The organism is Micromonospora mirobrigensis, assembly GCF_900091555.1.
GTDB lineage: Bacteria > Actinomycetota > Actinomycetes > Mycobacteriales > Micromonosporaceae > Micromonospora > Micromonospora mirobrigensis.
Map to the genome: position 1 here is coordinate 1 of NZ_FMCX01000015.1, position 22,726 is coordinate 22,726.

At 73.5% G+C, this 22,726-nt stretch carries 23 protein-coding genes; 12 read left to right on the forward strand and 11 right to left on the reverse strand.

Annotation, left to right across the window (positions count from 1 at the left end):
- Nucleotides 1–95 precede the first annotated feature (95 nt).
- Together GA0070564_RS28080 and GA0070564_RS28085 are read right to left on the reverse strand one after the other, a co-directional pair.
- The gene (locus GA0070564_RS28080; protein ID WP_176730885.1) at nt 96–1,670 is read right to left on the reverse strand and encodes a sugar transferase; all 1,575 of its coding nucleotides are present in this window, start codon (nt 1,668–1,670) and stop codon (nt 96–98) included.
- Between the two features lie 267 nt (nt 1,671–1,937).
- Complete coding sequence (locus GA0070564_RS28085; protein WP_091616063.1) at nt 1,938–2,798, reverse strand: Fpg/Nei family DNA glycosylase; 861 nt, start codon at nt 2,796–2,798, stop codon at nt 1,938–1,940.
- A 24-nt stretch (nt 2,799–2,822) separates the two neighbouring features.
- Between GA0070564_RS28085 and GA0070564_RS28090 the strand changes: the two genes are divergently transcribed.
- Nucleotides 2,823–4,106: a glycosyltransferase family 4 protein gene (locus GA0070564_RS28090; RefSeq protein ID WP_091616067.1), complete on the forward strand. Its 1,284-nt coding sequence runs from the start codon at nt 2,823–2,825 to the stop codon at nt 4,104–4,106.
- 198 nt (nt 4,107–4,304) lie between these two features.
- On the opposite strand, the gene GA0070564_RS28095 is transcribed toward GA0070564_RS28090, so the two are convergent.
- From GA0070564_RS28095 to GA0070564_RS28120, 6 genes are all read right to left on the reverse strand, one after another.
- Complete coding sequence (locus GA0070564_RS28095; RefSeq protein ID WP_091616071.1) at nt 4,305–4,640, reverse strand: type II toxin-antitoxin system PemK/MazF family toxin; 336 nt, start codon at nt 4,638–4,640, stop codon at nt 4,305–4,307.
- A complete protein-coding gene (locus GA0070564_RS30095) occupies nt 4,634–5,053 on the reverse strand; it encodes a hypothetical protein (protein ID WP_245670339.1) in 420 nt (139 codons plus the stop codon). Before GA0070564_RS30095 ends, GA0070564_RS28095 begins: the two co-directional genes overlap by 7 nt.
- A 64-nt stretch (nt 5,054–5,117) precedes the next feature.
- Nucleotides 5,118–5,837: a CDP-alcohol phosphatidyltransferase family protein gene (locus GA0070564_RS28105; RefSeq protein ID WP_091616079.1), complete on the reverse strand. Its 720-nt coding sequence runs from the start codon at nt 5,835–5,837 to the stop codon at nt 5,118–5,120.
- Nucleotides 5,812–6,879: an iron-containing alcohol dehydrogenase family protein gene (locus GA0070564_RS28110; RefSeq protein ID WP_091616082.1), complete on the reverse strand. Its 1,068-nt coding sequence runs from the start codon at nt 6,877–6,879 to the stop codon at nt 5,812–5,814. Before GA0070564_RS28110 ends, GA0070564_RS28105 begins: the two co-directional genes overlap by 26 nt.
- A complete protein-coding gene (locus tag GA0070564_RS28115; protein ID WP_091616085.1) occupies nt 6,867–7,598 on the reverse strand; it encodes a phosphocholine cytidylyltransferase family protein in 732 nt (243 codons plus the stop codon). The genes GA0070564_RS28110 and GA0070564_RS28115 overlap by 13 nt, the downstream gene beginning before the upstream one ends.
- A 69-nt stretch (nt 7,599–7,667) precedes the next feature.
- A complete protein-coding gene (locus GA0070564_RS28120; RefSeq protein WP_245670340.1) occupies nt 7,668–8,486 on the reverse strand; it encodes a helix-turn-helix domain-containing protein in 819 nt (272 codons plus the stop codon).
- 121 nt (nt 8,487–8,607) lie between these two features.
- On the opposite strand from GA0070564_RS28120, the gene GA0070564_RS28125 reads away from it, so the two are divergent.
- The 3 genes from GA0070564_RS28125 (at nt 8,608) to corA (ending at nt 11,664) form a co-directional block, all read left to right on the forward strand.
- Nucleotides 8,608–8,997 carry a CBS domain-containing protein gene (locus GA0070564_RS28125; protein ID WP_091616090.1) on the forward strand — a complete coding sequence of 130 codons (390 nt, stop codon included), beginning with the start codon at nt 8,608–8,610 and terminating at the stop codon, nt 8,995–8,997.
- Between the two features lie 122 nt (nt 8,998–9,119).
- On the forward strand, nt 9,120–10,214 hold the full coding sequence (locus GA0070564_RS28130) for an aminotransferase-like domain-containing protein (protein ID WP_091616093.1): 1,095 nt from the start codon (nt 9,120–9,122) through the stop codon (nt 10,212–10,214).
- A gap of 298 nt (nt 10,215–10,512) precedes the next feature.
- Nucleotides 10,513–11,664 carry a magnesium/cobalt transporter CorA gene (corA, locus tag GA0070564_RS28135; RefSeq protein WP_091616097.1) on the forward strand — a complete coding sequence of 384 codons (1,152 nt, stop codon included), beginning with the start codon at nt 10,513–10,515 and terminating at the stop codon, nt 11,662–11,664.
- A 130-nt stretch (nt 11,665–11,794) separates the two neighbouring features.
- Here the strand turns inward: corA and GA0070564_RS28140 are convergent, their stop codons facing one another.
- Nucleotides 11,795–12,598: a hypothetical protein gene (locus GA0070564_RS28140; RefSeq protein ID WP_176730883.1), complete on the reverse strand. Its 804-nt coding sequence runs from the start codon at nt 12,596–12,598 to the stop codon at nt 11,795–11,797.
- A gap of 116 nt (nt 12,599–12,714) precedes the next feature.
- Here GA0070564_RS28140 and GA0070564_RS28145 point away from each other — a divergent pair, with 116 nt between their 5' ends.
- Nucleotides 12,715–13,245 carry a peptidylprolyl isomerase gene (locus GA0070564_RS28145; protein WP_091616105.1) on the forward strand — a complete coding sequence of 177 codons (531 nt, stop codon included), beginning with the start codon at nt 12,715–12,717 and terminating at the stop codon, nt 13,243–13,245.
- A 110-nt stretch (nt 13,246–13,355) separates the two neighbouring features.
- Complete coding sequence (locus GA0070564_RS28150; RefSeq protein ID WP_091616177.1) at nt 13,356–14,267, forward strand: rhomboid family intramembrane serine protease; 912 nt, start codon at nt 13,356–13,358, stop codon at nt 14,265–14,267.
- Between the two features lie 41 nt (nt 14,268–14,308).
- Here GA0070564_RS28150 and GA0070564_RS28155 read toward each other — a convergent pair whose 3' ends face one another.
- A complete protein-coding gene (locus GA0070564_RS28155; protein ID WP_091616110.1) occupies nt 14,309–14,752 on the reverse strand; it encodes a PH domain-containing protein in 444 nt (147 codons plus the stop codon).
- A 90-nt stretch (nt 14,753–14,842) separates the two neighbouring features.
- Here GA0070564_RS28155 and GA0070564_RS28160 point away from each other — a divergent pair, with 90 nt between their 5' ends.
- The 6 genes from GA0070564_RS28160 to GA0070564_RS28185 all read left to right on the forward strand — a co-directional run bounded on the left by GA0070564_RS28160 (nt 14,843) and on the right by GA0070564_RS28185 (nt 20,507).
- The gene (locus GA0070564_RS28160; RefSeq protein WP_091616114.1) at nt 14,843–16,015 is read left to right on the forward strand and encodes a thiolase family protein; all 1,173 of its coding nucleotides are present in this window, start codon (nt 14,843–14,845) and stop codon (nt 16,013–16,015) included.
- Between the two features lie 64 nt (nt 16,016–16,079).
- Complete coding sequence (locus tag GA0070564_RS28165; RefSeq protein ID WP_245670341.1) at nt 16,080–17,075, forward strand: aminoglycoside phosphotransferase family protein; 996 nt, start codon at nt 16,080–16,082, stop codon at nt 17,073–17,075.
- A 106-nt stretch (nt 17,076–17,181) separates the two neighbouring features.
- On the forward strand, nt 17,182–17,658 hold the full coding sequence (locus tag GA0070564_RS28170; protein ID WP_091616118.1) for a hypothetical protein: 477 nt from the start codon (nt 17,182–17,184) through the stop codon (nt 17,656–17,658).
- A gap of 53 nt (nt 17,659–17,711) precedes the next feature.
- Nucleotides 17,712–18,404: a response regulator transcription factor gene (locus tag GA0070564_RS28175; RefSeq protein ID WP_091616121.1), complete on the forward strand. Its 693-nt coding sequence runs from the start codon at nt 17,712–17,714 to the stop codon at nt 18,402–18,404.
- On the forward strand, nt 18,397–19,845 hold the full coding sequence (locus GA0070564_RS28180) for a sensor histidine kinase (protein WP_091616124.1): 1,449 nt from the start codon (nt 18,397–18,399) through the stop codon (nt 19,843–19,845). Before GA0070564_RS28175 ends, GA0070564_RS28180 begins: the two co-directional genes overlap by 8 nt.
- A gap of 56 nt (nt 19,846–19,901) precedes the next feature.
- The gene (locus GA0070564_RS28185) at nt 19,902–20,507 is read left to right on the forward strand and encodes a hypothetical protein (protein ID WP_091616128.1); all 606 of its coding nucleotides are present in this window, start codon (nt 19,902–19,904) and stop codon (nt 20,505–20,507) included.
- Between the two features lie 42 nt (nt 20,508–20,549).
- Here the strand turns inward: GA0070564_RS28185 and GA0070564_RS28190 are convergent, their stop codons facing one another.
- The gene (locus GA0070564_RS28190; RefSeq protein ID WP_091616131.1) at nt 20,550–22,604 is read right to left on the reverse strand and encodes a hypothetical protein; all 2,055 of its coding nucleotides are present in this window, start codon (nt 22,602–22,604) and stop codon (nt 20,550–20,552) included.
- Between the last annotated feature and the right edge of the window lie 122 nt (nt 22,605–22,726).

Here is a 22,726-nt window from a genome sequence, read left to right on the forward strand (position 1 = left end):
ATGATGTGTCCACAACGCACAGACGATCACGCGGTGGCCGCCTCGCGTCCACCCCGGTTCACCAGCAAGATCTCAAACGGCGGCTGCCGTACTAGTCAGTACGCGCCCTTGCGGGCCAGCACCACGCCCACCGTCCGCCACAGGATGCTCAGGTCGTACGCCAGCGACCAGTTGTCGACGTAGTAGAGATCCAGCCGGACCGCCTCGTCCCAGGACAGGTCGGAGCGGCCGGAGACCTGCCACAGCCCGGTGATGCCGGGCCGGACCAGCAGCCGGCGTCGCACGTCGCCCAGGAAGTCACCGTCGTCGGCGGGGAGCGGACGCGGCCCGACCAGGGACATCTCCCCCCAGAGCACGTTGATCAGCTGGGGCAGCTCGTCCAGGGACGAGGCGCGCAGGAAGCGGCCCACCGGGAAGACCCGCGGGTCCTGCTTCATCTTGAACAGCAGGCCGTCGGTCTCGTTCTGGTCGACCAGGCCGGCCAGCCGGTCCTCGGCGTCGCAGTACATGGTCCGGAACTTCCAGACCCGGAAGGTACGCCCCTCGTGGCCCACCCGGGGCTGCCGGAAGAAGACCGGGCCCGGGTCGGAGAGGCGGATCGCCACGGCGACGGCGAGGAAGAGCGGGACCAGCAGCAGCAGGCCCAGCCCGGCGGCGACCTTGTCCATCACGTTCTTGGCCAGCAGCGCCGGCCCGGACAGGGTCGGCTCCTCGACGTAGAGCAGCGGCAGGCCCTCGATGGGGCGGATGTGCACCCGGGGGCCGGCGATGTCGGTGAGCTGCGGGGCGACCACCAGGTCGACGCCGGAGCCCTCCAGCTGCCAGGCCAGCCGGCGCAGCTCGCCCGGCTCGGCGCTGGCCGAGCCGCAGACGGCGATGGTGTCCCCGCCGACCTCGCGGACCAGGGCGAGCACGTCCCGGCCGGCGTAGACCGGGACGGGCGTGCGCATGCCCCGGGCGGCGGCGTAGCCGTCGGTGATCTGGATGGCCACCGGCACCAGTCCGGCGCCCGGGTTACGGGTCACCGCGGTGTAGACGTCCAGGCACTCGGGCAGGGTGCCGACCAGCACCATCCGGTGCCCGGCCTGACCGGCCCGGGCGCGGACCAGGTGCAGGACCAGCCGGGCGAGCATCCGCCCGAGCAGGATCAGCAGCAGGGCACCGAGCAGGGCCGTGCCGACCGTCCAGCGGGACAGGTTGGTGGTCTTGGTGGCGAAGGCGAGGAAGGAGACCGTCGCGGCGACCGCCACCCCACCCCGGGTGACCCGCTTGAACTCGTCCGGGCCGAGACCCAGGTAGCGCCGGTCGTACGCCCGGTTGCCCCAGAGCAGGACCAGCCAGCCGAGCGGCAGCAGCAGGAACGCGACGGTGTAGAACCAGGTCGGATCCTCCCCGGCGTTGTAGAAGCCGGAGGAGGCCTGCTGGAAGATCTGGATCGAGATGAAACTCGCCAGGGCCGCCGCGCCGAAGTCGAGCAGCAGCAGCGCGGCGATGTAGGGGCGGTGCCAACGGGACACCCGACGGCGGGCCCGGGCCCATGCCGACCGGGGCACGCCGTTGTGCGACGGCGGTGTCGGCGGCTGGATCTCGAAGCTGTCGACGTGCCGCACTTCTTTGCTCCGGCCTGTGTAGGTTCCCGGGCGCTGGAGGCTTGTCGTCACCTCACCCATGTCCTCCCGCATGACTCGCGTCGCTCACTCGCCGTGAGGACACGGGTCGCCCACCGTTCCAGTCTCCCACGTGCACCCGACCCTCACTGAGGTCCGGAAGGACCTCGTCCACGCCGTCGTCTGCCTGGGATCCGGCCGGCTCCGCGCATTTCTGGTAGCCGGGGACCGGGCCACTATACCGATGGATGGTGGGCCCGCCAGGGGTGCGGATGGGCAGGTTCGCCCCGGTCGGGGCGATATCTCTGCGTAACCGGGGAGTGGTGTCACTCACCGTACGAGTCGGGACAACCGACGGTCAGCGAGCGGTTTACCGCCGGTCTGGCAGGTGGGGCAGTACTGGAGGCTGGAGTCGGCGAACGAGACCTCCCGCACCGTGTCGCCACAGACCGGACAGGGCAGCCCGGTCCGGGCGTGGACCCGCAGGCCGGAGCGCTTCTCGCCCTTCAACTCGGCCGCCCGCTGCCCGGCGGAGCGGGCGACCGCGTCGCCGAGCACCTGCCGGGTCGCGGCGTGCAGCGCGGCCACCTGGTCGTCGGAGAGCCGGTCGGTGATCGCGAACGGCGACAGCTTCGCCGTGTGCAGGATCTCGTCGGAGTACGCGTTGCCGACCCCGGCCAGCACGGCCTGGTCGGTCAGCACCCCCTTCACCTGACCGCGTCGGCTGCGGATCCGCTCGGCGAAGGTGGCCAGGTCGGCGGCGAGCGCGTCCGGGCCCAGCTTCGCCACCCCGGGCACCACGGCCGGATCGGTCACCAGGTAGGCGGCGAGCTTCTTCTGGGTGCCCGCCTCGGTCAGGTCGAAGCCGGAACCGTCGTCGAGGCGGACCCGCACCGCGATCGGACCCTTGCCGGGGCGAAGCGGGGTGGTCGACCCGAACGCCTCCCGGTAGTGCAGCCACCCGGCCCGGGCCAGGTGCACCACCAGGTGCAGGTCCCCGTCGAAGAGCACGTCGAGGAACTTGCCGTGCCGGCCGGCGCCGATCACCGTCCGACCGGACACCGCGCTCGGCGGCGGATCGTACGTCTTCAGCGCGTTGATCGCGGCGACCTCGAGGCGTTCGACACGCCGGCCCACCGCCCGCTCGCGCAGGTAACCGGCGAGCGCTTCCACCTCCGGTAGTTCGGGCACCGTACAACGGTAGCCTTCTTTCCCGTGAGAATCGTGGTGGCGCACAACCGGTACCGGGAGGCTCAGCCGTCCGGCGAGAACACCATCGTCGACGCGGAGATCGCCCAGCTCACCGAGGCCGGGGTCGAGGTGCTGCCGTTCCTGCGCAGCTCCGACGAGATTCCGTCGATGTCGAAGGCGGCCAAGGCGCTGCTGCCGATCTCTCCGATCTGGGCGCCGAAGGCCCAGCAGGACCTGGGTCGCCTCCTCGACGAGCACCGACCGGACGTGCTGCACCTGCACAACCCGTACCCGCTGCTCTCGCCCTGGGTGGTGCGGACCGCGCACCGGCACGGCGTGCCGGTGGTGCAGACCGTGCACAACTACCGGCAGGTCTGCTCCTCCGGGCTGTACTTCCGCGACGGGGTGATCTGCCAGGACTGTCGGGGTCGGGCGCTGGGCGTGCCGGCGATCGTGCACCGCTGCTACCGCGGCTCCCGGGCGCAGAGCGCGCTGATGGCGACCACCCTGGCGGTGCACCGCCCCACCTGGCGGTCGGTGGACCGGTTCATCGCGCTGACCAGCGCGGTCGCCGACCACCTGCGCGACTACGGCGTCCCGGACGAGCGGATCGTGGTCAAGCCGAACGCCGTCGGAGACCCGGGCGTGCCGGCGCCGCTCGGTGACGGGTTCCTCTTCATGGCTCGGCTGAGCCCGGAGAAGGGGCTGGACCTGCTGCTGGAGGCGTGGCGACGGCACCCGGTCGGCGCCCTGGGTCAGCTGCGGGTGGCCGGCGACGGCGAGCTGCGTCCGCTGGTCGAGGCGGCCGCCGCCGAACGCGCCGACGTGACGTACCTGGGCCAGCTCGACCGGGCCGGGGTACGCGCCGCTCTGTCCGCGAGTGCCGTGGTGCTGGCCACCTCGACCTGGCACGACGTTCTGCCCACGGTGATCATCGAGGCGCTGGCCAGCGGCCGGCCGGTGCTCGGCACCGCGCTCGGCGGCATCCCGTACCTGGTCGGCGCGGACGCCCCCCGCGAGCCGGCCGGCACCGGCCCGGCGTTCGCCGCCTCCGCCGTCGCCGGTCACGTGCCGCCGCCGGCGGGTCCGCCGGCACTGCTGGCCGGGCTGGTCACCGGCGAGGCCGGCTGGGTGGTCCCGCCCGACGCGGCGGCGCTGGCCGCCGCGCTGCCCGTCGCCCGGGCCGGCGCACCCCGGCTCGCGGCGACCGCCCGGTCCCGCTACGAGCGCACCTTCCACCCGGATGTGGTCATCAAGCAGCACCTCGACATCTACGCCGCACTGACCCGCAAGGGGGGCGTGGAGTGAGTGCCCTGTCGCCGTCGGCTTCAGGAACGCTCGGCAGATACGAGTCCCTGGTGGCCAAAGGGGTGATCCGTCTCAGAACTACCACCATGAGTGACATCCCCCGGTACGACGTGCGGCTCGATTTCTCGCCCCTCGAGCTACTGCTGACCGAGCGCGAAGACGATCAGCGGTGATCCAGTGGGCTTCATGGAGCCGATGTCAGAGGCCGAGGATCTGCCGGATGCGCTCTTCGACGTGACGCAGCTCGGCGGGTGCCAACCGGCCAAGTCTTCGGCGGAGGCGAGGTTTGTCAACGGTGTGCAGGTCCGTGCAGTTGATGTACGACTGGTCGTATCTGGTGAGGCCAACCTCGCGCCCAACCGGTACGTGGGTGGCCGGGGGTCCGGCGGTGCCGGTCACCAGCGCGACCGTGACTGACGACAGGGGCAGGGCAATGCGGTTGGCGGTCAGCACGAGCGCAGGGTGTGGCCCGATCGGCTGAGGCATCGCACACACCCACACCTCACCTCGCAGGGCGGTCTCGACAGCTACCACTGAGTATCGTCCGCTGCACGTAGCTCGGCCTCAGTGGCAGGGACAACGCCGTCGGGGCGGGAAGCCTGTTCACCGTGGTAGTACGCGCGAATCTCCTCCGCTGCCCGCTCTTCCGCCGCCTCGCGGACCAGCAGGCGCAGCCCTTCCCGTAGGGCTTCGGAGGTGGAGCCGAGGTTCAGGTGGCGCACCACCATCTCCAGGTCGGCCACCTCATCCGCTTGGAGGCGGACCTGAGCGACCTTGCTGCCGGAAGTCGCGCCTTGTCCTTTCCCGCGTGCAGCGCGGCCTTCCTCGCGCTTCTTGGCCACCCGTCCAGCAGCCGCCCCGCCGTGTCCCAGCTTGGTGGTGCTCTTGGCTGACTTGCGAGCCTTACCGCTGGTGGCGGCGGGCTGGTCTTGTCGTACAGGTGTCATACGGCAAGTGTGGCGCGGTCCGGCCAGTCCGGCAACCACCCCGCCAAAGCTGGTGCCGCTCTCCCTACAGCGAGGCGCGGGCGGAGAAGGCGATGCTGGCCAGCAGGAACCCACCGTTGACGATCGTGAACGCCACGATCACCCAGAAGGTCAGCGCCGGGGCGAAGATCAGCACCAGGCCGGCCACGAAGATCACCGCGCCGTAGTCACGGACCAGCTTCACCACGCGGACCGGAAACGAGGTCGAGGTGACCATGCTGGCCGCGTTCGGGCCGGCCTGCATCACCGAGGTGACCAGGTTGACCATCCAGGTGCCGGCGAAGACCGCGACCAGCCAGGTCGGCATTGACGGGCGCTGCGCCACGGCGGTCGCCGACAGGGCCGCCACCAGGGCGATCTGGGCCGCCACGTCGCAGAGCACGTCGACCCGGGCGCCCGCCGCGCTGCCGGTGCCGGTCACCCGGGCCAGCTGCCCGTCGGCGCAGTCCAGCGCGTACGCCACCTGCCAGCCGACCAGCGCGACCAGCCCGACCACCCAGGCCGGCACGTCACCGGCGGCGACCTTCGGTGCGAGTGCCACCACGGTGGCGGAGGCGGCCAGGCCGAGCACCAGGTTGGCGATGCTCAGCGCGGTCGGCCGCAACCCGAGCCGCTGGGCGACCAGCGCGAAGACCGCGCCGAGCCGCTGGCTGACCGACTCGCTGAACAGGCCGCCACCCCGGTTCACCCGGTAGAAGTCGGCAACGGTGGGACGGGCCTCAGCCACGCTGGTCGCGGATTGCACCGGCGTAGTCTGCCAGCCGCTCCCGCGTCCCGGTAGGCGACAGGGCCAGGTGTTCGAGGATCGTGTACCGGTCCGGCCGGGTGGCCGGCGCGAACTGCACCGCCTCGACGAACTGCTCGTCGGTCAGCCCGACGTCGCCGGGCAGCCGGGGCAGACCGTGCCGGTGCAGGCAGGCCGAGATCTCCGCGAACCGGCGCTCGTCGCCGCGCAGGAAGGTGCAGAACAGCGCGCCGAGCCCGGCCAGCTCGCCGTGCGAGGCGGTGCCGGGGAAGAGCGCGTCGACGGCGTGCATGATCTCGTGGCAGCCGCCGCTGGCCGGGCGGCTGGTGCCGCAGACCGCCATCGCCAGGCCGCTGGAGATCAGCGCCTCGGCCAGCACCGTGACGAACGCGTCGTCGTTCATGTCGCCCCGGTGGGCGAGCACCGCCTCGGCACCCATCCGGGCCAGCGAGGCGGCCAGCCCGTCGACCGGCTCACCGCGTACCTGCCGGGCCAGCTCCCAGTCGGCCAGCGCGCTGATGTTGCTCACCACGTCGCCGATGCCGGCCCGGTTGTGCCGCTCCGGCCCGGACTCGACGAAGTCCAGGTCGACGATCACCGCGATCGGGATGTGCACCCCGTAGGAGCCCTTCACGCCCTCGTTGAGCAGGCTGGCCACCGGGGAGGCGATGCCGTCGTTGGCCAGCGCCGTCGCCACGGTCACCATCGGCAGCCCCCGCCGGGTGGCGGCGTACTTCGCCACGTCGATGGTCCGGCCGCCGCCGATCCCGACCACCGCGTCGTACGAGCGCTGGCGCAGCTTCACGCCCAGGTCGTCGGCGGCGTCCAGGGTGCCGCCGGCCACGGTGAACACGTCCGCCGTACGCAGTGACGGCCGGATCAGCTCGGCGATCTGCTCACCCTGCCCCGGGCCGACCACCACCGCCACGTCCCCGCCGGCCGAGATCCGGCCGTCGACCAGGATCGTGGCCAGGTCCGCCACCGCGCCCCGCCGCACGTCGATGTGCAGCGGGGTGAGGACGGTACGGGCTAGTAGTGGCACGCGATCTCCCGCGCCCGGGCCAGGTCGGCGTGGTTGTCGACCTCGACCCAGGACACGTCACCGATCGGCGCCGCCCGCACCTCGCCACCGCGGTCGGAGAACTCCTGGTAGCCGTCCTCGTAGTAGAGGTTCGGGTCGCGCCGCCAGGTCGCCTCCAGCGCGTCGGCGAGCGGGTCGGCCACCTGCGGCTCGATCAGCGTCGCGCCGATGTACTCCCCGTACGCCTCGCCCGGGTCCATCAGCTTGGTGATCCGGGTGAGCTGGCCGGCGGCGTCGAAGGTGGTCTTCATCTCCTCCTCGGCCAGCGGCTTGATGGTGTCCACCGCGAGCAGGATGCCCGGGCCGCGCTCGGCCAGCAGGGTCTTCTCCACGCTCACCGGGTGCACGGTGTCGCCGTTGACCAGCAGCACACCCCGGGCGAAGTGCTCCCGGGCCAGCCAGAGCGAGTACGCGTTGTTCCACTCCTCGGCCCTGTCGTTGTGCACCAGGGTGATGGTGACGCCGTACTTCTTCTCCAGGTCGGCCTGGCGGTCCCGGACCGCCTCCGCGGCGTACCCGACGACGATCACCACCTCGGTCAGCCCGACCTCGGCGAGGTTGCGCAGCGCGATGTCCAGGATGGTGATCTCACCGTCCACCGGCACCAGGGCCTTGGGCAGGGTGTCGGTGTACGGGCGCAGTCGACGCCCCGCACCGGCCGCGAGCACCATCCCGATCATGCGGAACTCCTGTTCGTCCGGGTCCGGGTCACCGGTGGAGGATAGCTCCGGGGGAGATCGGCGCTGAGGTCAACCGGGCAGCGCGGCCAGGTCGGCGAGCATCGCCAGCCGCTCCTGCGCGGTCAGCACCGCGTACGGGCCGGCGGCCCGCCGGTCGGTCTCCAGCTCGATCGCCCGTCGTTCCGGCCCCGGCGGCAGGCCGGCCACGCTGGTCGCGGTGTGCCCGGCGGCGGTCCACGCGGCGGCGTGCGCGTCGGCCCGGTGGTAGCGCAGCGCGCCGAGCCGGTTGAGCAGCAGCACCCCGTCGGGCGACCCGTCCGGCTCCCACGGCGGGGCCATGGTGGCGAAGGCCGGTCCCGGTTCGGCGTCCGGCTCCCCGGCGAGCAGCAGCGCGTACGCCAGCAGCCGCCCGCACGCCTCGACCAGCCGGGACACCCGGTCCTCGTGCCCGGCCCACAGCTCCTCGGTGACCTCGGCGTGCACCTGGTAGATCTCGGCCAGGAACCCGGCGCCGCGTTCGGTGGCGGTGAAGCCGCCGTCCGCCCGGCGGGTGATCATGCCGTGCGCGACGTGCTTGTCCAGCGTCCGTTGGGCGACCGCCGGTTCCCGGTAGCGGGTGACGGCGGCGAAGCCCGGCCCGTCGACCGTCCCGCCGGGCGCGGCCAGCCGGGTGCGGAACTCGACCAGCAGCCCGGTGGCGGCCGGCCCGCCGTACCGTTGGCTCAGCTCCGCGCCGCCGCCGTCGCGGCCGGCGAGCATGCCGGCGACGAAGGTCCGGTCGATCGCCGGGGCGACCAGCCCGGCGAACCGGTGCGGCGCCAGCTCGACGTCCTGGCTCACCGACCGGTCGATCAGCGCGCCTGCGCAGCGGAGGGGCTCGGTGGGCACGCCATCGACAGTAGCGAGACCGGCGGATTCCCGCCGCCGTGCCGGTGCCTCTTGTCCCGGTACGCATCGAGGGCCCACCATGTCAGCAGCGGTGCCGCCCTCGACGAAGAGGTGATGCGTGATGCAGGTTCGTGAAGCGATGTCCCACGAGGTGCTCGTCGTCGGACCGGAGCACACGCTCCGCCAGGCGGCCCGGATGATGGCGGCCCGCCGGGTCGGCTCGGCGGTGGTGGTCGATCCCGAGTCCGAGGGGGTCGGCATCATGACCGAACGTGACGTGCTCAACGCCATCGGGGCCGACCTGGACTGCGACACCGAGCGCGCCCGGGCGCACGTCAGCTGGGACGTCGTCTACGCCGGTCCGGACTGGACGGTGGAGGAGGCGGCCGCGGCGATGGCCCGCGGCGGGTTCCGGCACCTGGTGGTGCTGGACGGCCGCGAGGTGGCCGGCGTGATCTCGGTACGCGACCTGATGCGGGTCTGGTCGGAGCAGCGGCTGGCGGTCCGCTGACCCGCCCACGACCGGCCGGAACGTGACCGTCGCTCGGGTCCGGCCGGTGTTCCGCCGCCCACCTGTTGAACTTGGCGTGTATGCCGGTCGGAGCGCGGGGGGCAGGCCCTAGGCTCGTGCGCATGACCGCCGAGCAGCTGATCTCGTTCGCCCGTGGAGCGCCCTCGCTGGACATCGTGGATGTCGAGGGGCTCAAGGCCGCCGCCGTCCGCGCCTTCGACGCCGACCCCGCCGGGGTGACCGCGTACGGCACCTCCGTCGGCTACCCGCCCCTGCGGAAGTGGATCGCCGACAAGCACGGTGTCGAGGCGGATCAGGTGCTGATCACCAACGGCTCGTTGCAGGCCGACGCGTTCCTCTTCGACCACCTGGTGCGGCGCGGTGACGCCGTGGTGGTGGAGCGCCCGACGTACGACCGGACGCTGCTCAACCTTCAGAAGATGGGCGGCGAGGTGCACGGGGTGACCATCCAGCCGGACGGCCTGGACACCGCCGAGCTGCGCAAGCTGCTGGAGTCCGGGGTGCGCCCCCGGCTGGCCCACGTCATCCCGAACTACCAGAACCCGGCCGGCGTCACCCTCTCCCTGGAGAAGCGTCGGGAGCTGCTCGACCTGGCCGCCGAGTACGAGTTCACGATCTTCGAGGACGACCCGTACGCGGACATCCGGTTCCGGGGCGAGCCGCTGCCGTCGATGCTCTCCCTGGACAACCGGGACGTGGTGGTGCACGCCTCCAGCTTCACCAAGACCGTCTGCCCGGGCGTACGGGTCGGCTACCTGGTCGGCCCGGCCGGCCTGATCGCCGACATCGCCAAGAGGGCCACCAACCTCTACATCTCGCCGGGCATGGTCTCCGAGGCGATCGTGCACCAGTTCTGCGTCTCCGGTGACGTCACCCGGTCGATCCAGACGGTCAGCCGGGCGCTCGGCGAGCGGGCCGGGGTGCTGGCCGAGTCGCTGCGCCGGCACATCCCGGAGGCGAGCTTCGTCGAGCCCGACGGTGGCTACTTCCTCTGGGTGGAGCTGCCCGAGGACGTGGACGTCGACCGGCTCGCCCCGGCCGCCGCGGAGCGGGGCGTGGCCGTGGTGAAGGGGAGCGACTTCATGGTCGACGGCGGGCGGCACGCCCTCCGGCTGGCCTTCTCGGCGGTTACCGCCGACCGGATCGACGAGGGCGTGCAGCGGCTGGCCGCCGCCATGGCGGCCGTCCGCGGCTGATCCCTCCGCCGGTTCGACGAGATCGGTCGCCCCGGGGGGCTTCCCTCGGGGCGGCCCACGGCCGCACAATGCTGCGAGCGTCACCCCGGGTCACGCCGGTCGGCCGACCACGCCCGGGCGACGCCCGCAGCATCACCCCCGCCCCCCGCGGCGCCGGGTGGGCCGTGTCGCCCCTCACCCCCCTGACGCGGCCCGGCCCGCCCGGCGCCACCCTGGAGTGACGCGGCCCACGTCCCGTCCGGCCGAACCTCGCGGCCCGGCGTAACCTGCAAGCCGCGGCATGCAGGGGAGGGGTGGGATGAGCGACCGGACGCAGCGGGGAAACTCGACACCGCAGGACGGCGGGCGGGTGCTCCGGCCCCGGGCGTGGGCGGCGCCGGTGCGGGCCATGACCCGCATCCTCAACGCCGACGGCTCGCCCCGCGACGCCACCGGGCCGGTCGATCCCCGGCGCAGCTCGGTGGTCGACTGCGCGCTCTACGTCGAGGGAGTACGGCAGCCGGGCGAGTGGACGTACACCGACGCGCTGGCCGCCGCCGCCCGGGAACCGGAGGGGTTCGTCTGGCTCGGGCTGCACGAGCCGGAGCTGGCCGAGATGACCGCCATCGCCGAGACGTACGGCCTGCACGAGCTGGCCGTCGAGGACGCGGTGAAGGCCGAGCAGCGGCCCAAGCTGGAACGCTTCGGCGAGGTGGCCTTCCTGGTGCTGCGGACCGCCCGGTACTGCGAGCACACCGAGCTGACCGAGACCTCCGAGGTGGTGGAGACCGGCCAGGTGATGCTCTTCATCGGCCCGAAGTTCCTGATCAGCGTCCGGCACGGCGACGCCTGCCGGCTCGCCCCGGTTCGGGCCGACCTGGAGGCCAAGCGCGACCTGCTGCTGCACGGGCCGTGGGCGGTCGCGTACGCGATCACCGACCGGGTGGTGGACCTCTACCTGGAGGTGGCCGACCAGATCGAGGACGACCTGGACGTGCTGGAGGCCGACGTCTTCGACCGGTCCGGCACCGGGCGGGTCCAGCGGATCTACCAGATGAAGCGGGAGCTGGTCGAGTTCAAGCGGGCGGTGGTCCCGCTCCAGCGGCCGATGTCCACCCTCACCTCACAGGTCAACCGGGACGTGCCCAAGGAGATCCGGCGGTACTTCCGCGACGTCCAGGACCACCTCACCCGCACCGTCGAGCAGGTCAACTCCTACGACGACCTGCTCAACTCGATCCTCCAGGCGCGGCTGGCCCAGGTCACCGTCGAGCAGAACAACGACATGCGCAAGATCGCCGCGTGGGCCGCGATCGGCGCGGTCTGGACGGCCGTCGCCGGCATCTACGGCATGAACTTCGAGAACATGCCGGAGCTGAAGTGGACGTACGGCTACCCGGGTGTCTGGGCGGTCAACCTGGCGCTCTCCTTCTTCCTGTACCGCTGGTTCCGCCGCAACGGCTGGTTGTAAGCAGGGGCCCCCTCTTAACGCCTCCGGTATAGCAAGGGCCCCCTGTTAACACCCCGGCAGACCGAGCCGGGACAGCCGGAAGCGCCGGCCGCGCGGGGTCTCCCCCGCACGCCGGCGCTTCCCGGAGGGGTCAGCGACCGCTGGCCTTGGCGCCGTTCCTGCCGGCGCCGACCGCCTTGCTGATGTCGTCGGCCGGCCGGCCGGAGACGTCCCGGGCACCCTCGGCGACCGAGGGGACCTTGTCGTTGGAGTGGATCACCGGCTGCGCGCCCACGGTGGTGGTGGAGGCGCTGTCGCCGCCGGCCACCGCCGAGCTGCCGGCGCCGGTCGGGCCACCGGCCACACCGGAGGAGCTGGACATGGTCGAGGCGTCGGTGACCTTCGCGCTCGGGTCCGGGGTCTCCACCACGATGGTGTCCTCGTCCTCCCGCATCGGCGACAGCGTCGCCGCCGGGTCGTACTCGGCCCACTCCTGCTGCTCGCGGCGGCGGCGCATGGCGACCGCGCCGGCCAGACCGGCGACGGTGCCGGCGGCCAGCAGGCCGGTCATCAGCCCGCCCCGCGACTTCTTCTGCTTCTTCTTCGCGGCCTTCATGTTCTTCGCCTTGACCTTCTTGCTCGCGGCGGCCTGCTTGGTGACGGCTGCCTTACGGTCGGCGAGCGCCTTGGCCGCACCCTGGGCCTGGGCGTTGCGCAGGGCCACGGCCAGCGGCGCGAGGGCCGCGGCGGTCGACGCGAAGCCGCTGGTGGCGCGGTCGCGCACCACGATCGCGGTGGGCGCGACGGCGCCCCGGGCTGCCTGGACCCGCGGGCCAACCGTGGCGCCGGCACCCCTCGCCGCGTACGTGGCAGCCTGCTTCAGGTGACCGATGCCCTGGTTCAGCTCGACCTTCGCGAGCTGCCCCTGGGTCTTACGCCGCCCGATTCCAAACACGGTCCCACCTCCTGGGAGTTGTCCTTCGTCATCCTCCACCTTCGGATGCCTCCGCGATGCCAGATCGGGCACATGGGAGGATCCGCATGGAACTGACCAACGAGTGAGGAGTACCCGTGGCCGAGGCTGTCTACGCCACCTTGCACACCAACGCTGGCCCGATCCGGCTGGAGCTCTTCCCGAACCACGCGCCGAAGACGGTCCGGAACTTCATCGAGCTGGCCGAGGGCACGAAGGAGTACACCGACCCGCGGACCGGCCAGCCGGGCAGTGGGCCGTACTACGACGGCACCATCTCGCACCGCGTCATCAGCGGCTTCATGGTCCAGATGGGCGACCCGACCGGCACCGGTCGCGGCGGCCCGGGCTTCAAGTTCGGTGACGAGTTTCACCCCGAGCTGCGCTTCGACCGGCCGTACCTGCTCGCCATGGCGAACGCCGGGCCGGGCACCAACGGCTCGCAGTTCTTCATCACCGTGTCGCCGACCCCGCACCTGAACAACCGGCACACCATCTTCGGTCAGGTCGCCGACGAGCAGTCCGCCAAGGTCGTCGACCAGATCGCCAACACCCCGACCGGCCCGAGCGACCGTCCGCTCCAGGACGTCGTCATCGAGCGGGTCGAGATCGAGCGGCAGGCTGCCTGACCCGCGCCGCGAGGTACCTTTGCTCGCATGACTGAGCGCCCCGGCCGGGTGGCCGGCAGCAGCCGGGTGGTGGGTACGCGATCCGCCGTCACCGTCGGGCGGTGCCCGTGGTGAACGAGTCGCCACCCACCACCCCGGTCTGCTATCGGCACCCCGACCGGGAGACGTACGTCCGCTGCACCCGCTGCGACCGGCCGATCTGCCCGGACTGCATGCGGGAGGCGTCGGTCGGGCACCAGTGCCCGGAGTGCGTCAACGAGGGCCGGCGCAGCGTACGCCCGGCGCGGACCGCGTTCGGCGGCGGCGAGACCGGCCGGCACGGCTACGTGACCAAGGTGCTCATCGGCCTGAACGTGCTGATGATGCTCCTCTCCATCGCCTCGGACCGGGGCGGTGACGCGGCGGCCGGCGGCTCCGGCTTCGGTGGCCTGCTCGGCGGCAGCACCCCGCTGACCGACTGGGGTTCGGTGCTCGGCCTCGCGGTCTTCTCCGACGGCACCGTGGGCGGCGTCGCCGACGGGGACTGGTACCGCCTGGTCACCGCGATGTTCCTGCACTACGGCGTGGTGCACCTGCTGCTCAACATGTGGGCGCTCTGGGTGCTCGGCCGGACCCTGGAGGCGGCGCTCGGCCCGCTGCGCTTCCTGGCGCTCTATCTGATCGCCGGGCTCGGCGGCAACGTCGCGGTCTACCTGTTCAGCCCGGTCAACCAGCCGTCGGCCGGCGCGTCGACGGCCATCTTCGGGCTCTTCGCCGCCATCTTCGTGATCATGCGCCGGCTGGGCCGGGACACCTCGGCCATCGTGCCGATCCTGGTGGTCAACCTGATCTTCACCTTCACCGTGCCGGGCATCTCGATCGCCGGGCACCTCGGCGGCCTGGTCGTCGGCGCGCTGATGGGGCTGGTGCTCGCGTACGCGCCGCGCAGCCGGCGGACCCTGTTCCAGGCGGCCGGCAGCGCGATCATCCTGGTGGCGCTGATCGGCGCGGTGCTGGTCCGCACCGCCGCCCTCACCGGCTGACCGTGACCTGTTAAGAAGGGGCCCCTGCCATACCGGAGGCGTTAATAGGGGGCCCTTCCTTCGCCTCGGGCGGCGCGGAGGGTGGCGGCGACCTCGGTGAGCGGGGCGTCGACGTCGTACCGGCCGACCACGTGCAGTGACTCGCCCGCGTCGATCTCCAGCGCCTCGGCGGTCAGCCCGCGCCGGGTCCGCCGGTCCACCGTGATCGCCTCGACCGCCGCCCACGGCAGCCGGCGCCGCCCGGCGAAGCCCTCGACCACGGTGATCCCCTCCGGGTCGACCGCCAACCGGACCGGAACCGCCAGGTCGCGTACGCCCCAGCCGGCGAGCGCCAGGCCGGCCGCGACGGCCAGCACCAGCTGGACCGGGTCGCCGTCGGCGAAGAGCAGGCCGATCGCGGCGATCACCACGGCGCCGGTCAGCTTGGCCGCCGGCAGGACGGTCGGTACCCGCCACTGCCGGACCGGGGACGACTCATCGACCATCGCCCCAGCATGCCAGCCGACGGCGGGGGAGGACGGCCGGGCCGACAACGACGTAGGATCTCAGCAAGCCGAGGTTACCGGGGAGTAAAGATGAGTGACGCGGTCATCGTCGCAGCGGTACGCACCCCGGTCGGCCGGCGCAAGGGCAGCCTGGCCGACGTGCATCCGGTCGACCTGTCGGCGCACGTGCTGCGCGCCCTCGCCGAGCGGACCGGCATCGACCCCGCCCAGGTCGACGACGTGGTCTGGGGTTGCGTGTCGCAGGTCGGCGAGCAGTCCTGGAACGTCGCCCGCAACGCGGTGCTGGCCGCCGGCTGGCCCGAGTCGGTCCCCGGCACCACCCTCGACCGGCAGTGCGGCTCCAGCCAGCAGGCCCTGCACTTCGCCGCCGCCACCGTCCTGTCCGGACAGGCCGACCTGGTGGTCGCCGGTGGGGTCGAGTCGATGACCCGGGTGCCGATGGGCGCCAGCATCGCCGGCGGCATGCCGTTCAGCGACGCGATCTTGGAGCGCTACCGGGGGGTCGAGGGCGTGGCCGCCGACTCTCCGCTCCCGTTCAACCAGGGCGTCGGCGCCGAGCTGATGGCCCGGCGCTGGCACTTCTCGCGTACCCAGCTGGACGAGTTCGCGCTGGCCAGCCACGAGAAGGCCGCTGCCGCGCAGGACGCCGGAGCGTTCGACCCCGAGCTGGCCCCGGTGGCGCTTGCCGACGGCGGCAAGTTCGCCGCCGACGAGGGCATCCGGCGGGACACCACCCTGGCCAAGCTCGGCGAGCTGAAGACCCCGTTCAAGGACGACGGTGTCGTCACCGCCGGCTCCGCGTCGCAGATCTCCGACGGCGCGGCGGCCCTCGCCGTGACCACCAGCGAGTGGGCCAGCCGGCACGGGCTGCGCCCGCTGGCCCGGGTGCACACCGCCGTGGTCGCCGCCGCCGACCCGGTCACTATGCTGACCGCGCCGATCCCGGCGACCGCGAAGGCGCTGCGCCGCGCGGGGCTGGGCATCGAGGAGATCGGGGTGTACGAGGTGAACGAGGCGTTCGCCCCGGTGCCGCTGGCCTGGCTGGCCGAGACGGAGGCCGACCCGGAGCGGCTCAACCCGCGCGGCGGGGCGATCGCCCTGGGTCACCCGCTCGGAGCGTCCGGCGCCCGGATCATGACGACCATGCTCCAGCATATGCGGGACAACGGGATCCGCTACGGCCTGCAGACCATGTGCGAGGGCGGCGGCATGGCCAACGCCACCATCGTCGAGCTGCTCTGATCCTCGGCGGGGCCGGGCGATATTCGCGTGCCCGAGCGGGCCGGGGTTGGCTAGCCTGCGCACCGTGACCACCGCCTCCACCACCGACCGGTCCAGCCCGCAGTGGCATGACGCCGCCCTGACCTGGGTCGGTGACGCGCTCGCCCGGCACGGCCGCCGGATCACCGGCCCGGTGCAGGAGCGGGTCCGCCCTTGGTCGCTGGTCTGGCAGGTCCCCACCGACGCCGGCGACGCCTGGTTCAAGGCCAACAACTCCGGCACCCGCTACGAGACGGGCCTGCTGGCCACCCTGTCCCGGCTCACCCCGGACGCGGTGCTGCACCCGCTGGCCGTCGACCCGGAGCTGGGCTGGACGCTGCTCCCCGAGGGCGGGCCGAGCCTGCGGGACGTGCTGGCCGGCGGGGACGACCGGGTGGCCCGGTGGGAGCGGGTGCTGCCCGCGTACGCGGAACTCCAGCGGACGGTGGCGCCGCGGGCGGGCGTACTGCTCGACGACGGGGTGCCGGACCACCGGCCGGAGCGGCTGCCGGGGCTGCTCGACGAGCTGCTGGACGACCGGGAGTCGCTGCGGCTCGGCCAGCCGGACGGGATGGACGCCGAGCTGCACGAGCGGCTGCGGGCGTACCGGGCCGAGTTCGGCGTGCTGTGCCGGCGGCTCGGCGGGACCGGGATCCCGGCCACCGTCCAGCACGACGACCTGCACGACGGGAACGTCTTCGCGGGCGCCGACGGCTACCGCTTCTTCGACTGGGGGGACGCCTCGGTGGCCCACCCGTTCGGCACCCTGCTGGTGACCCTGCGGTCGGTGGCGCACGCCGCCGGGCTGGCCGACGACGACCCGGCGCTGCCCAGGCTGCGGGACGCGTACCTGGAGGCGTGGACGGACCGGTACGACCGGGCGACCCTGCGCGAGGCGGCCCACCTGGCGACCCGGGTGACCACGGTGAGCCGGGCCCTGTCCTGGCGTCGCGCCCTGGCCACCGACGACCCGGCCCGGGCGGAGTACGCCGAGGCGGTGCCCGGCTGGCTCGGCGAACTCTTCGCTCCCGTCCCGATCTGAGCCACGCCGGCGGAGAGCCGCACAGCCGGTGCGACACGCACGCGTGGAACTTCCAAAAGTTCGGCGTGACCCACATCACCCCTGGTCACGGGTCGTTGGGCAGGTCATGGACGTGTTCTCCCGGACCTTCCTGCCCGCCGCCGCCGAGACCGGCCTGGCGGCCCAGACCGTCACCCGGCACATGCCGATCTTCCGCCGCTGCGTGGGCTCCGGCGACGCGCCGGTGCTCGTCACCCGGTGCAGCCGACCCGGCCGGCCGGTCGCCGGCGACTACCTGCTGCTGCTGACCCACCGTCGGCTGGTGGTGACCCGGCAGTCCCGGGTGCTGCACCGCCTCCAGCTGCACCTGAACACCGAGCTGCGCGAGCTGAGCAACGTCACCTGGAGCCCCGACCCGCGGCTGCACGCCGTCGAGCTGGCGGCCACCGCGATCGACGGCGTCCGCGAGCGTTTCCTGATCCGCACCGGCAACCCGAAGCAGGTGTGGCAGCTGGATCAGCTGCTCCACCACGCCTTCCGGACCCGGCTGCGCAGCCCCCGCGAGCGGGTGGTCACCACCGTCGGCGCCCGAGTCCTTACCTGATCCGAACACGCACCTGACGCCGGCCGCACCCACCGGTCGCGCATCATGGGCCGGTGACCGTCGACGTACCGCAGCGCGGCCTGGTCCTCGTCGTCGAGGACGAGCCGGCCATCGCCGACCTGGTCCGGCTCTACCTGAGCCGGGACGGCTTCGGCGTACACCTGGAACGCGACGGCGCGGCCGGGCTGGCCGCCGCGCGGCGGCTGCGCCCGGTGGCCTGCGTGCTGGACATCGCCCTGCCCGGCCTCGCCGGCACCGAGATCTGCCGGCGGCTGCGGGCGGCCGGTGACTGGACGCCGGTCATCTTCCTCACCGCCCGCGACGACGAGGTCGACCGGATCGTCGGGCTGGAGTTGGGCGCGGACGACTACGTGACCAAGCCGTTCAGCCCCCGTGAGCTGGTGGCCCGGGTCCGGGCGGTGCTGCGCCGGACGGCCGGCCCACCGGCCGGCGCGGAACAGCCCCGGACGGTCGGCCCGGTCACCCTGGACCCGGCCCGCCGCACGGTCACCGCCGCCGGAGCGCCGGTGCAGCTCACCTCGACGGAGTTCGACCTGCTCGCCCACCTGATGGCCCGGCCCGGTCGGGTCTTCACCCGGGAGGAGCTGCTCGCCGCCGTCTGGGGCTACGCCGCGCACGCCGGCACCCGCACCGTCGACGTGCACGTCGCGCAGGTGCGGGCGAAGCTCGGCCCGGCCGGGGTGATCCGCACCCACCGCGGCGTCGGGTACGCGGCCGATGCCTGAGCAACCCACCGTCGCGCTGCCGGTGCTCGGTGCGCGCCCCACGCCGGCGCCGGTGCGCCGCGGGCCGGGCCGGACGCTGACCGCCCGCGCGGTGCTGGTGACCTGCGCGGTGGCCCTGGTGTCGGTGCTGGTCACCGCCCTGGTGGCGGTGCCGCTGGCGGTCCGCGGCGCCGAACGGCGCGACCAGGAGGCGCTGGCCGCGCAGGCCCGGCTCGCCGCCGACGTGCTCCGGGTGCGCGCCCCCCGGCAACGGGACACCGCCGGGGACCGGCTGATCCGCCAGCTCCGCCAGCAGGAGATCGAGGTGTACCTCATCCGGGGCGGGGCCGCCGACCGGGCCGGCCTGCCCCGTCAGGTGGTCAACCGGGTGGCCACCGGCCATCCGGTCTCCGGCCGGCGGCTGGTGGCCGGGAAACGCGCCCTGGTGGAGGGTCGGCCGTTGTCCGGCGGCGACGGGGTGGTGCTCGCCCGGGCCACCGGCGGCGGGCCGTGGCGGTCGGTCCTGCGTACCCTCTGGCTGCCGTTGCTCGCCGGGTTGGCGGCCGGGGCGGCGGCGGGGCTGCTGCTGGCCCGCCGGCTGGCCCGGCCGATCCGGACCGCGGCCACGGCCGCCGCCCGGTTGCGGGCCGGCGACCGGACCGTGCGGGTGCCGGTCGAGCCGCCCGACGAGGTGGCCGACCTGGCGTACGCGTTGAACGGGCTGGCCGCCGCGCTGGCCACCAGCGAGGGCCGGCAGCGGGAGTTCCTGCTCTCCGTCTCGCACGAGCTGCGCACCCCGTTGACCGCGATCCGGGGTTACGCCGAGGCGCTCGCCGACGGGGTGATCGACGGCGACCGGGTGCCGGAGACCGGGCGGACCGTGCTGGCCCAGGCCCAACACCTGGACCGGCTGGTCAGCGACCTGCTGGCGCTGGCCCGGCTGGAGGCCGCCGACTTCCCGCTGGAACCGGTGCCGGTGGACCTCGCCGGGCTCGCCGCCGACGCCGCCCGCACCTGGTCCGACAGGTGCACGGCGGTCGGGGTGCCGTTCCGGCTGGAGGTGCCGGCGGCGCCGGTGCCCGCGTACACCGATCCGGGGCGGATCCGGCAGGTGGTGGACGGGCTGCTGGAGAACGCGCTGCGGGTCGTACCCCCGGGGGCGCCGATCGTGCTCGCGGTCCGGCCGGCCGGTCCCGACCCGGCGGCCGGCGGGATCGTCGAGGTCCGCGACGGCGGACCCGGCCTCGCCGACGACGACCTGGCGGTGGCCTTCGAACGCGGCGCGCTGCACCAGCGGTACCGCGGGGTACGCAAGGTGGGCAGCGGACTCGGGCTGGCGCTCGCCGCCGGGCTGGTCCGCCGGCTCGGCGGGGACGTCACCGCCGGCCACGCGGCGGAGGGCGGCGTGGCATTCACCGTCCGGCTCCCCGGCAACCCTTACCTGACCCGAACATCGGGCTGACGTTGCTCCCACCGGAGTGCGCGAGGCTGGTTGCACCACCGACGAGAGGGAGACTCATGGCACGTCACGGAATCGCCGCCGGGGCCACGTCACTGTTCGCAGCGGTCGCACTGGGGGTCGCCGGCTGCGGGCCGGCGCAGGTGGCCCAGGGCCCGGCGACGCAGACCGCGGTCGACGTGGCCGCCGCGATGGGCGTGGAGGGTCAGGCGCTCGCCGCGATGGGCTTCGACCCCGCCGAGCTCGACCCGAGCGGTGCGGCCTCGACCGACGCCGAGGATCCGGCCGGTGCGGCGCCCTCGGCCAGCGCGGCGCCCAAGGGCGAGCGGGTGAAGGAGTGGCGCAAGCGGCACGGGGCCCGGGTGCTGCTGCGGAGGAACACCCTGCACGGCGAGGCGGTCGTGCAGACCAAGGACGGCGGCACCCGGACCGTCGTGGTGCAGCGCGGTCAGGTCACCGCGATCGACGGCGACTCGATGACCGTGAAGTCCACCGACGGGTTCACCCTGACCTGGGCCTTCGGCGAGAAGCTGCGGGTGGTCGAGCGGCGGGCCACCGTGCAGCCGACCGCGGTGAAGGTCGGCACGACGGTCGGCGTGGCCGGCGCCAAGGACGGCGACCGCGACGTCGCCCGGCTGGTCCTGATCCCGCTCAAGCAGAAGTGAGCCAGCCGGAGGGCCCCCGTCCCGGGGGCCCTCCGTGCCGCGTCAGCGGCCCGGCGGCAGCGCGTACCCCACGTAGCCGCGCCAGCGGACCGTCCACCCGGGCGGGACGAGTTTCGTGCAGGCCGGACGGCTGCCGGTGCAGACGATCGCGTCCACCGAGGTCGGGTCGGCGGGCGGCCGGTCCGGCAGGACCGACTGCAGCGCCACCAGCTCCGGTGGCCGGCCACCGCCCTCGCGCAGCAGCACCCACCACGGGTACTCCCAGTTGTCGTACTGCTGGCCCAGGCCGACCCGGCGGGCGCCGCTGGCGCGTACCGCCTCCGCCGCCCAGCGGAACTCCGCCGCCCACTGCGGCCGTCGGACGAACCGGTTCTCCCAGTCCGACGAGGTGAGCACCGACGCCGAGCCGACCAGCCGGCGCGGATAGCCGTACACCAGGCTCAACGTCCCGGCCAGCGCCGAGGCGGCCAGCACCGCCACCACCAGCCCGGCTGCCACCGGCCGTCGCCCCGGCCGCGCCCGCCGGTGCAGCAGCGCGTCCAGCCAGAGCCCGGCCAGCGGGATCGCCAGCACCAGGGCGTAGAGCAGCAGCCGGTTCCCCCAGGTCTGCCACTTGATCAGGCTGGCGTGCAGCAGCACGGTGGTCACCGCGACCGCCGCGTACGCCCGCAGCTCACCCGCCCACCGCGGGCTGACCCGGCGCGGCCGGGCCAGCGCCAGCACCGCCCCGACCAGCGCCAGCGTGCCGGCCACCGGGAAGGCCGCCCGGTCCTCGTCCGGATACCAGGCGGGCACCGGGAACCGCTCGTTGCCGAAGGTGATCGCCCGGTCCTGCGGGTCCACCCCGATCGCCCGGGCGCCGTCGTCGATGGCCGTGGCCGCCGCCCGGCTCAGCGGGAACAGCGGCGTGTCCAGCGCGGTGTGCCCGGTCCGGGCCAGGTTGACCAGGATCGAGGCCGGGTCGTGCCGTTCCATCGGGATGGACTCGCGCAGCCGGGGCGGCCCGAGCGGATGCCCGAACTCGGCCGTCTCCCGGGCCAGGAACGGCCCGACCAGCACCGCCGCCACCAGCACGATCAACAGCGAGCCGCCGACCGTCCCGGCCATCGCCCGGCCCCGCAGGCCGCCGGCCGGGGCCTCCCCGTCGACCGGGGTACGACCCGACGCCCCGACCCGGGCCAGCCGCAGCTGCGCCACCCCCCAGAGCAGCAGCAGCGGGCCGACCGCGATCAGGCCGCTGGTCTTGGTGACCGCGGTGAGCCCGGTGGCCGCGCCGAGCGCCAGCAGGTCACCGAGGCCGGCCCGGCGGCGCAGCCCGTCCACGACCAGCGTGGCCGCTCCCGCCACCCAGGCGGCCACCACCAGGTCGGTCTGGGTGCTGGTCGCCTGAAGCACCACCATCGGCGTGCTGGCCAGCACGAACGCGGTCAGCAGCTGGGCCCGCCGGCCGCCGCCGAGCTGGGCGGTGATCCGGGTGACGGCCAGCAGGCAGCCCAGCCCGGCGCCCCACTGCACCAGGTTGTGCAGGGCGTCACCGCCGGTGAGCAGGCGCAGGTGCAGCAGCAGGTACTCCGCGCCGGGCGGGATGGTCACCTGCCGGTGGATCGCGGTCGGCCAGAACTCCAGACTCCGCTGCGCCACCCAGTGCTCCACCTTGGGCAGGTGGTAGGTCTGCGAGTCGTAGTTGTTCGGCGATGCCAGCAGCGCCACCACCAGCTCGACCAGGACCAGCAGCAGCACGGTGCCGGCCAGCAGCAGCTCGCCCCGCCCGGCCGTACGCCGGAAGTCGCGGACCTCCGTCGCGCGGGCCCGGACGATCCGCTCGGCGCCGGAGCGGACCCGGCGCCACCACGCCGCCAGCGCCACGACGGCGAGCAGGAGCAGCCAGGCCAGGGCGAAGGCCGGCAGCGTCAGCGCGTGCAGCGCGCCGAGCAGTTCCACGGTGAGCACGGCGAACGCCCCGACGGCCAGCGCGGCGCGCAGCACCGCCAGCCGGACCGGCGCCACCGCCTCCGCGTCGCGCGGTCGGAGCAGGGCGGAGAGGAGGGCCAGCGCCGCGACCGGCGCCAGGACGAGCAGGGACCCGGCCACGGACATGCGCGGAAGTAAACACCATCAACCTGCGGAGCGCGCGAATCCTCCCCCGGTGGGTGACTCCACCTCGACGGACGGCCAAGCTACGCTAGGGCCGACTTATCGTCGCCACCGTGGAGATCCCC

What these genes read in the sequence shown, in the direction of transcription:
- corA (WP_091616097.1), top strand. Translation starts at nt 10,513, where the DNA reads ATGAGCGACCGGACGCAGCGGGGAAACTCGACACCGCAGGACGGCGGG.
- GA0070564_RS28125 (WP_091616090.1), top strand. Translation starts at nt 8,608, where the DNA reads ATGCAGGTTCGTGAAGCGATGTCCCACGAGGTGCTCGTCGTCGGACCG.
- GA0070564_RS28155 (WP_091616110.1), bottom strand. Translation starts at nt 14,752, where the DNA reads ATGGTCGATGAGTCGTCCCCGGTCCGGCAGTGGCGGGTACCGACCGTC.
- GA0070564_RS28190 (WP_091616131.1), bottom strand. Translation starts at nt 22,604, where the DNA reads ATGTCCGTGGCCGGGTCCCTGCTCGTCCTGGCGCCGGTCGCGGCGCTG.
- GA0070564_RS28170 (WP_091616118.1), top strand. Translation starts at nt 17,182, where the DNA reads ATGGACGTGTTCTCCCGGACCTTCCTGCCCGCCGCCGCCGAGACCGGC.
- GA0070564_RS28180 (WP_091616124.1), top strand. Translation starts at nt 18,397, where the DNA reads ATGCCTGAGCAACCCACCGTCGCGCTGCCGGTGCTCGGTGCGCGCCCC.
- GA0070564_RS30095 (WP_245670339.1), bottom strand. Translation starts at nt 5,053, where the DNA reads ATGACACCTGTACGACAAGACCAGCCCGCCGCCACCAGCGGTAAGGCT.
- GA0070564_RS28115 (WP_091616085.1), bottom strand. Translation starts at nt 7,598, where the DNA reads ATGATCGGGATGGTGCTCGCGGCCGGTGCGGGGCGTCGACTGCGCCCG.
- GA0070564_RS28160 (WP_091616114.1), top strand. Translation starts at nt 14,843, where the DNA reads ATGAGTGACGCGGTCATCGTCGCAGCGGTACGCACCCCGGTCGGCCGG.
- GA0070564_RS28130 (WP_091616093.1), top strand. Translation starts at nt 9,120, where the DNA reads ATGACCGCCGAGCAGCTGATCTCGTTCGCCCGTGGAGCGCCCTCGCTG.
- GA0070564_RS28185 (WP_091616128.1), top strand. Translation starts at nt 19,902, where the DNA reads ATGGCACGTCACGGAATCGCCGCCGGGGCCACGTCACTGTTCGCAGCG.
- GA0070564_RS28080 (WP_176730885.1), bottom strand. Translation starts at nt 1,670, where the DNA reads ATGGGTGAGGTGACGACAAGCCTCCAGCGCCCGGGAACCTACACAGGC.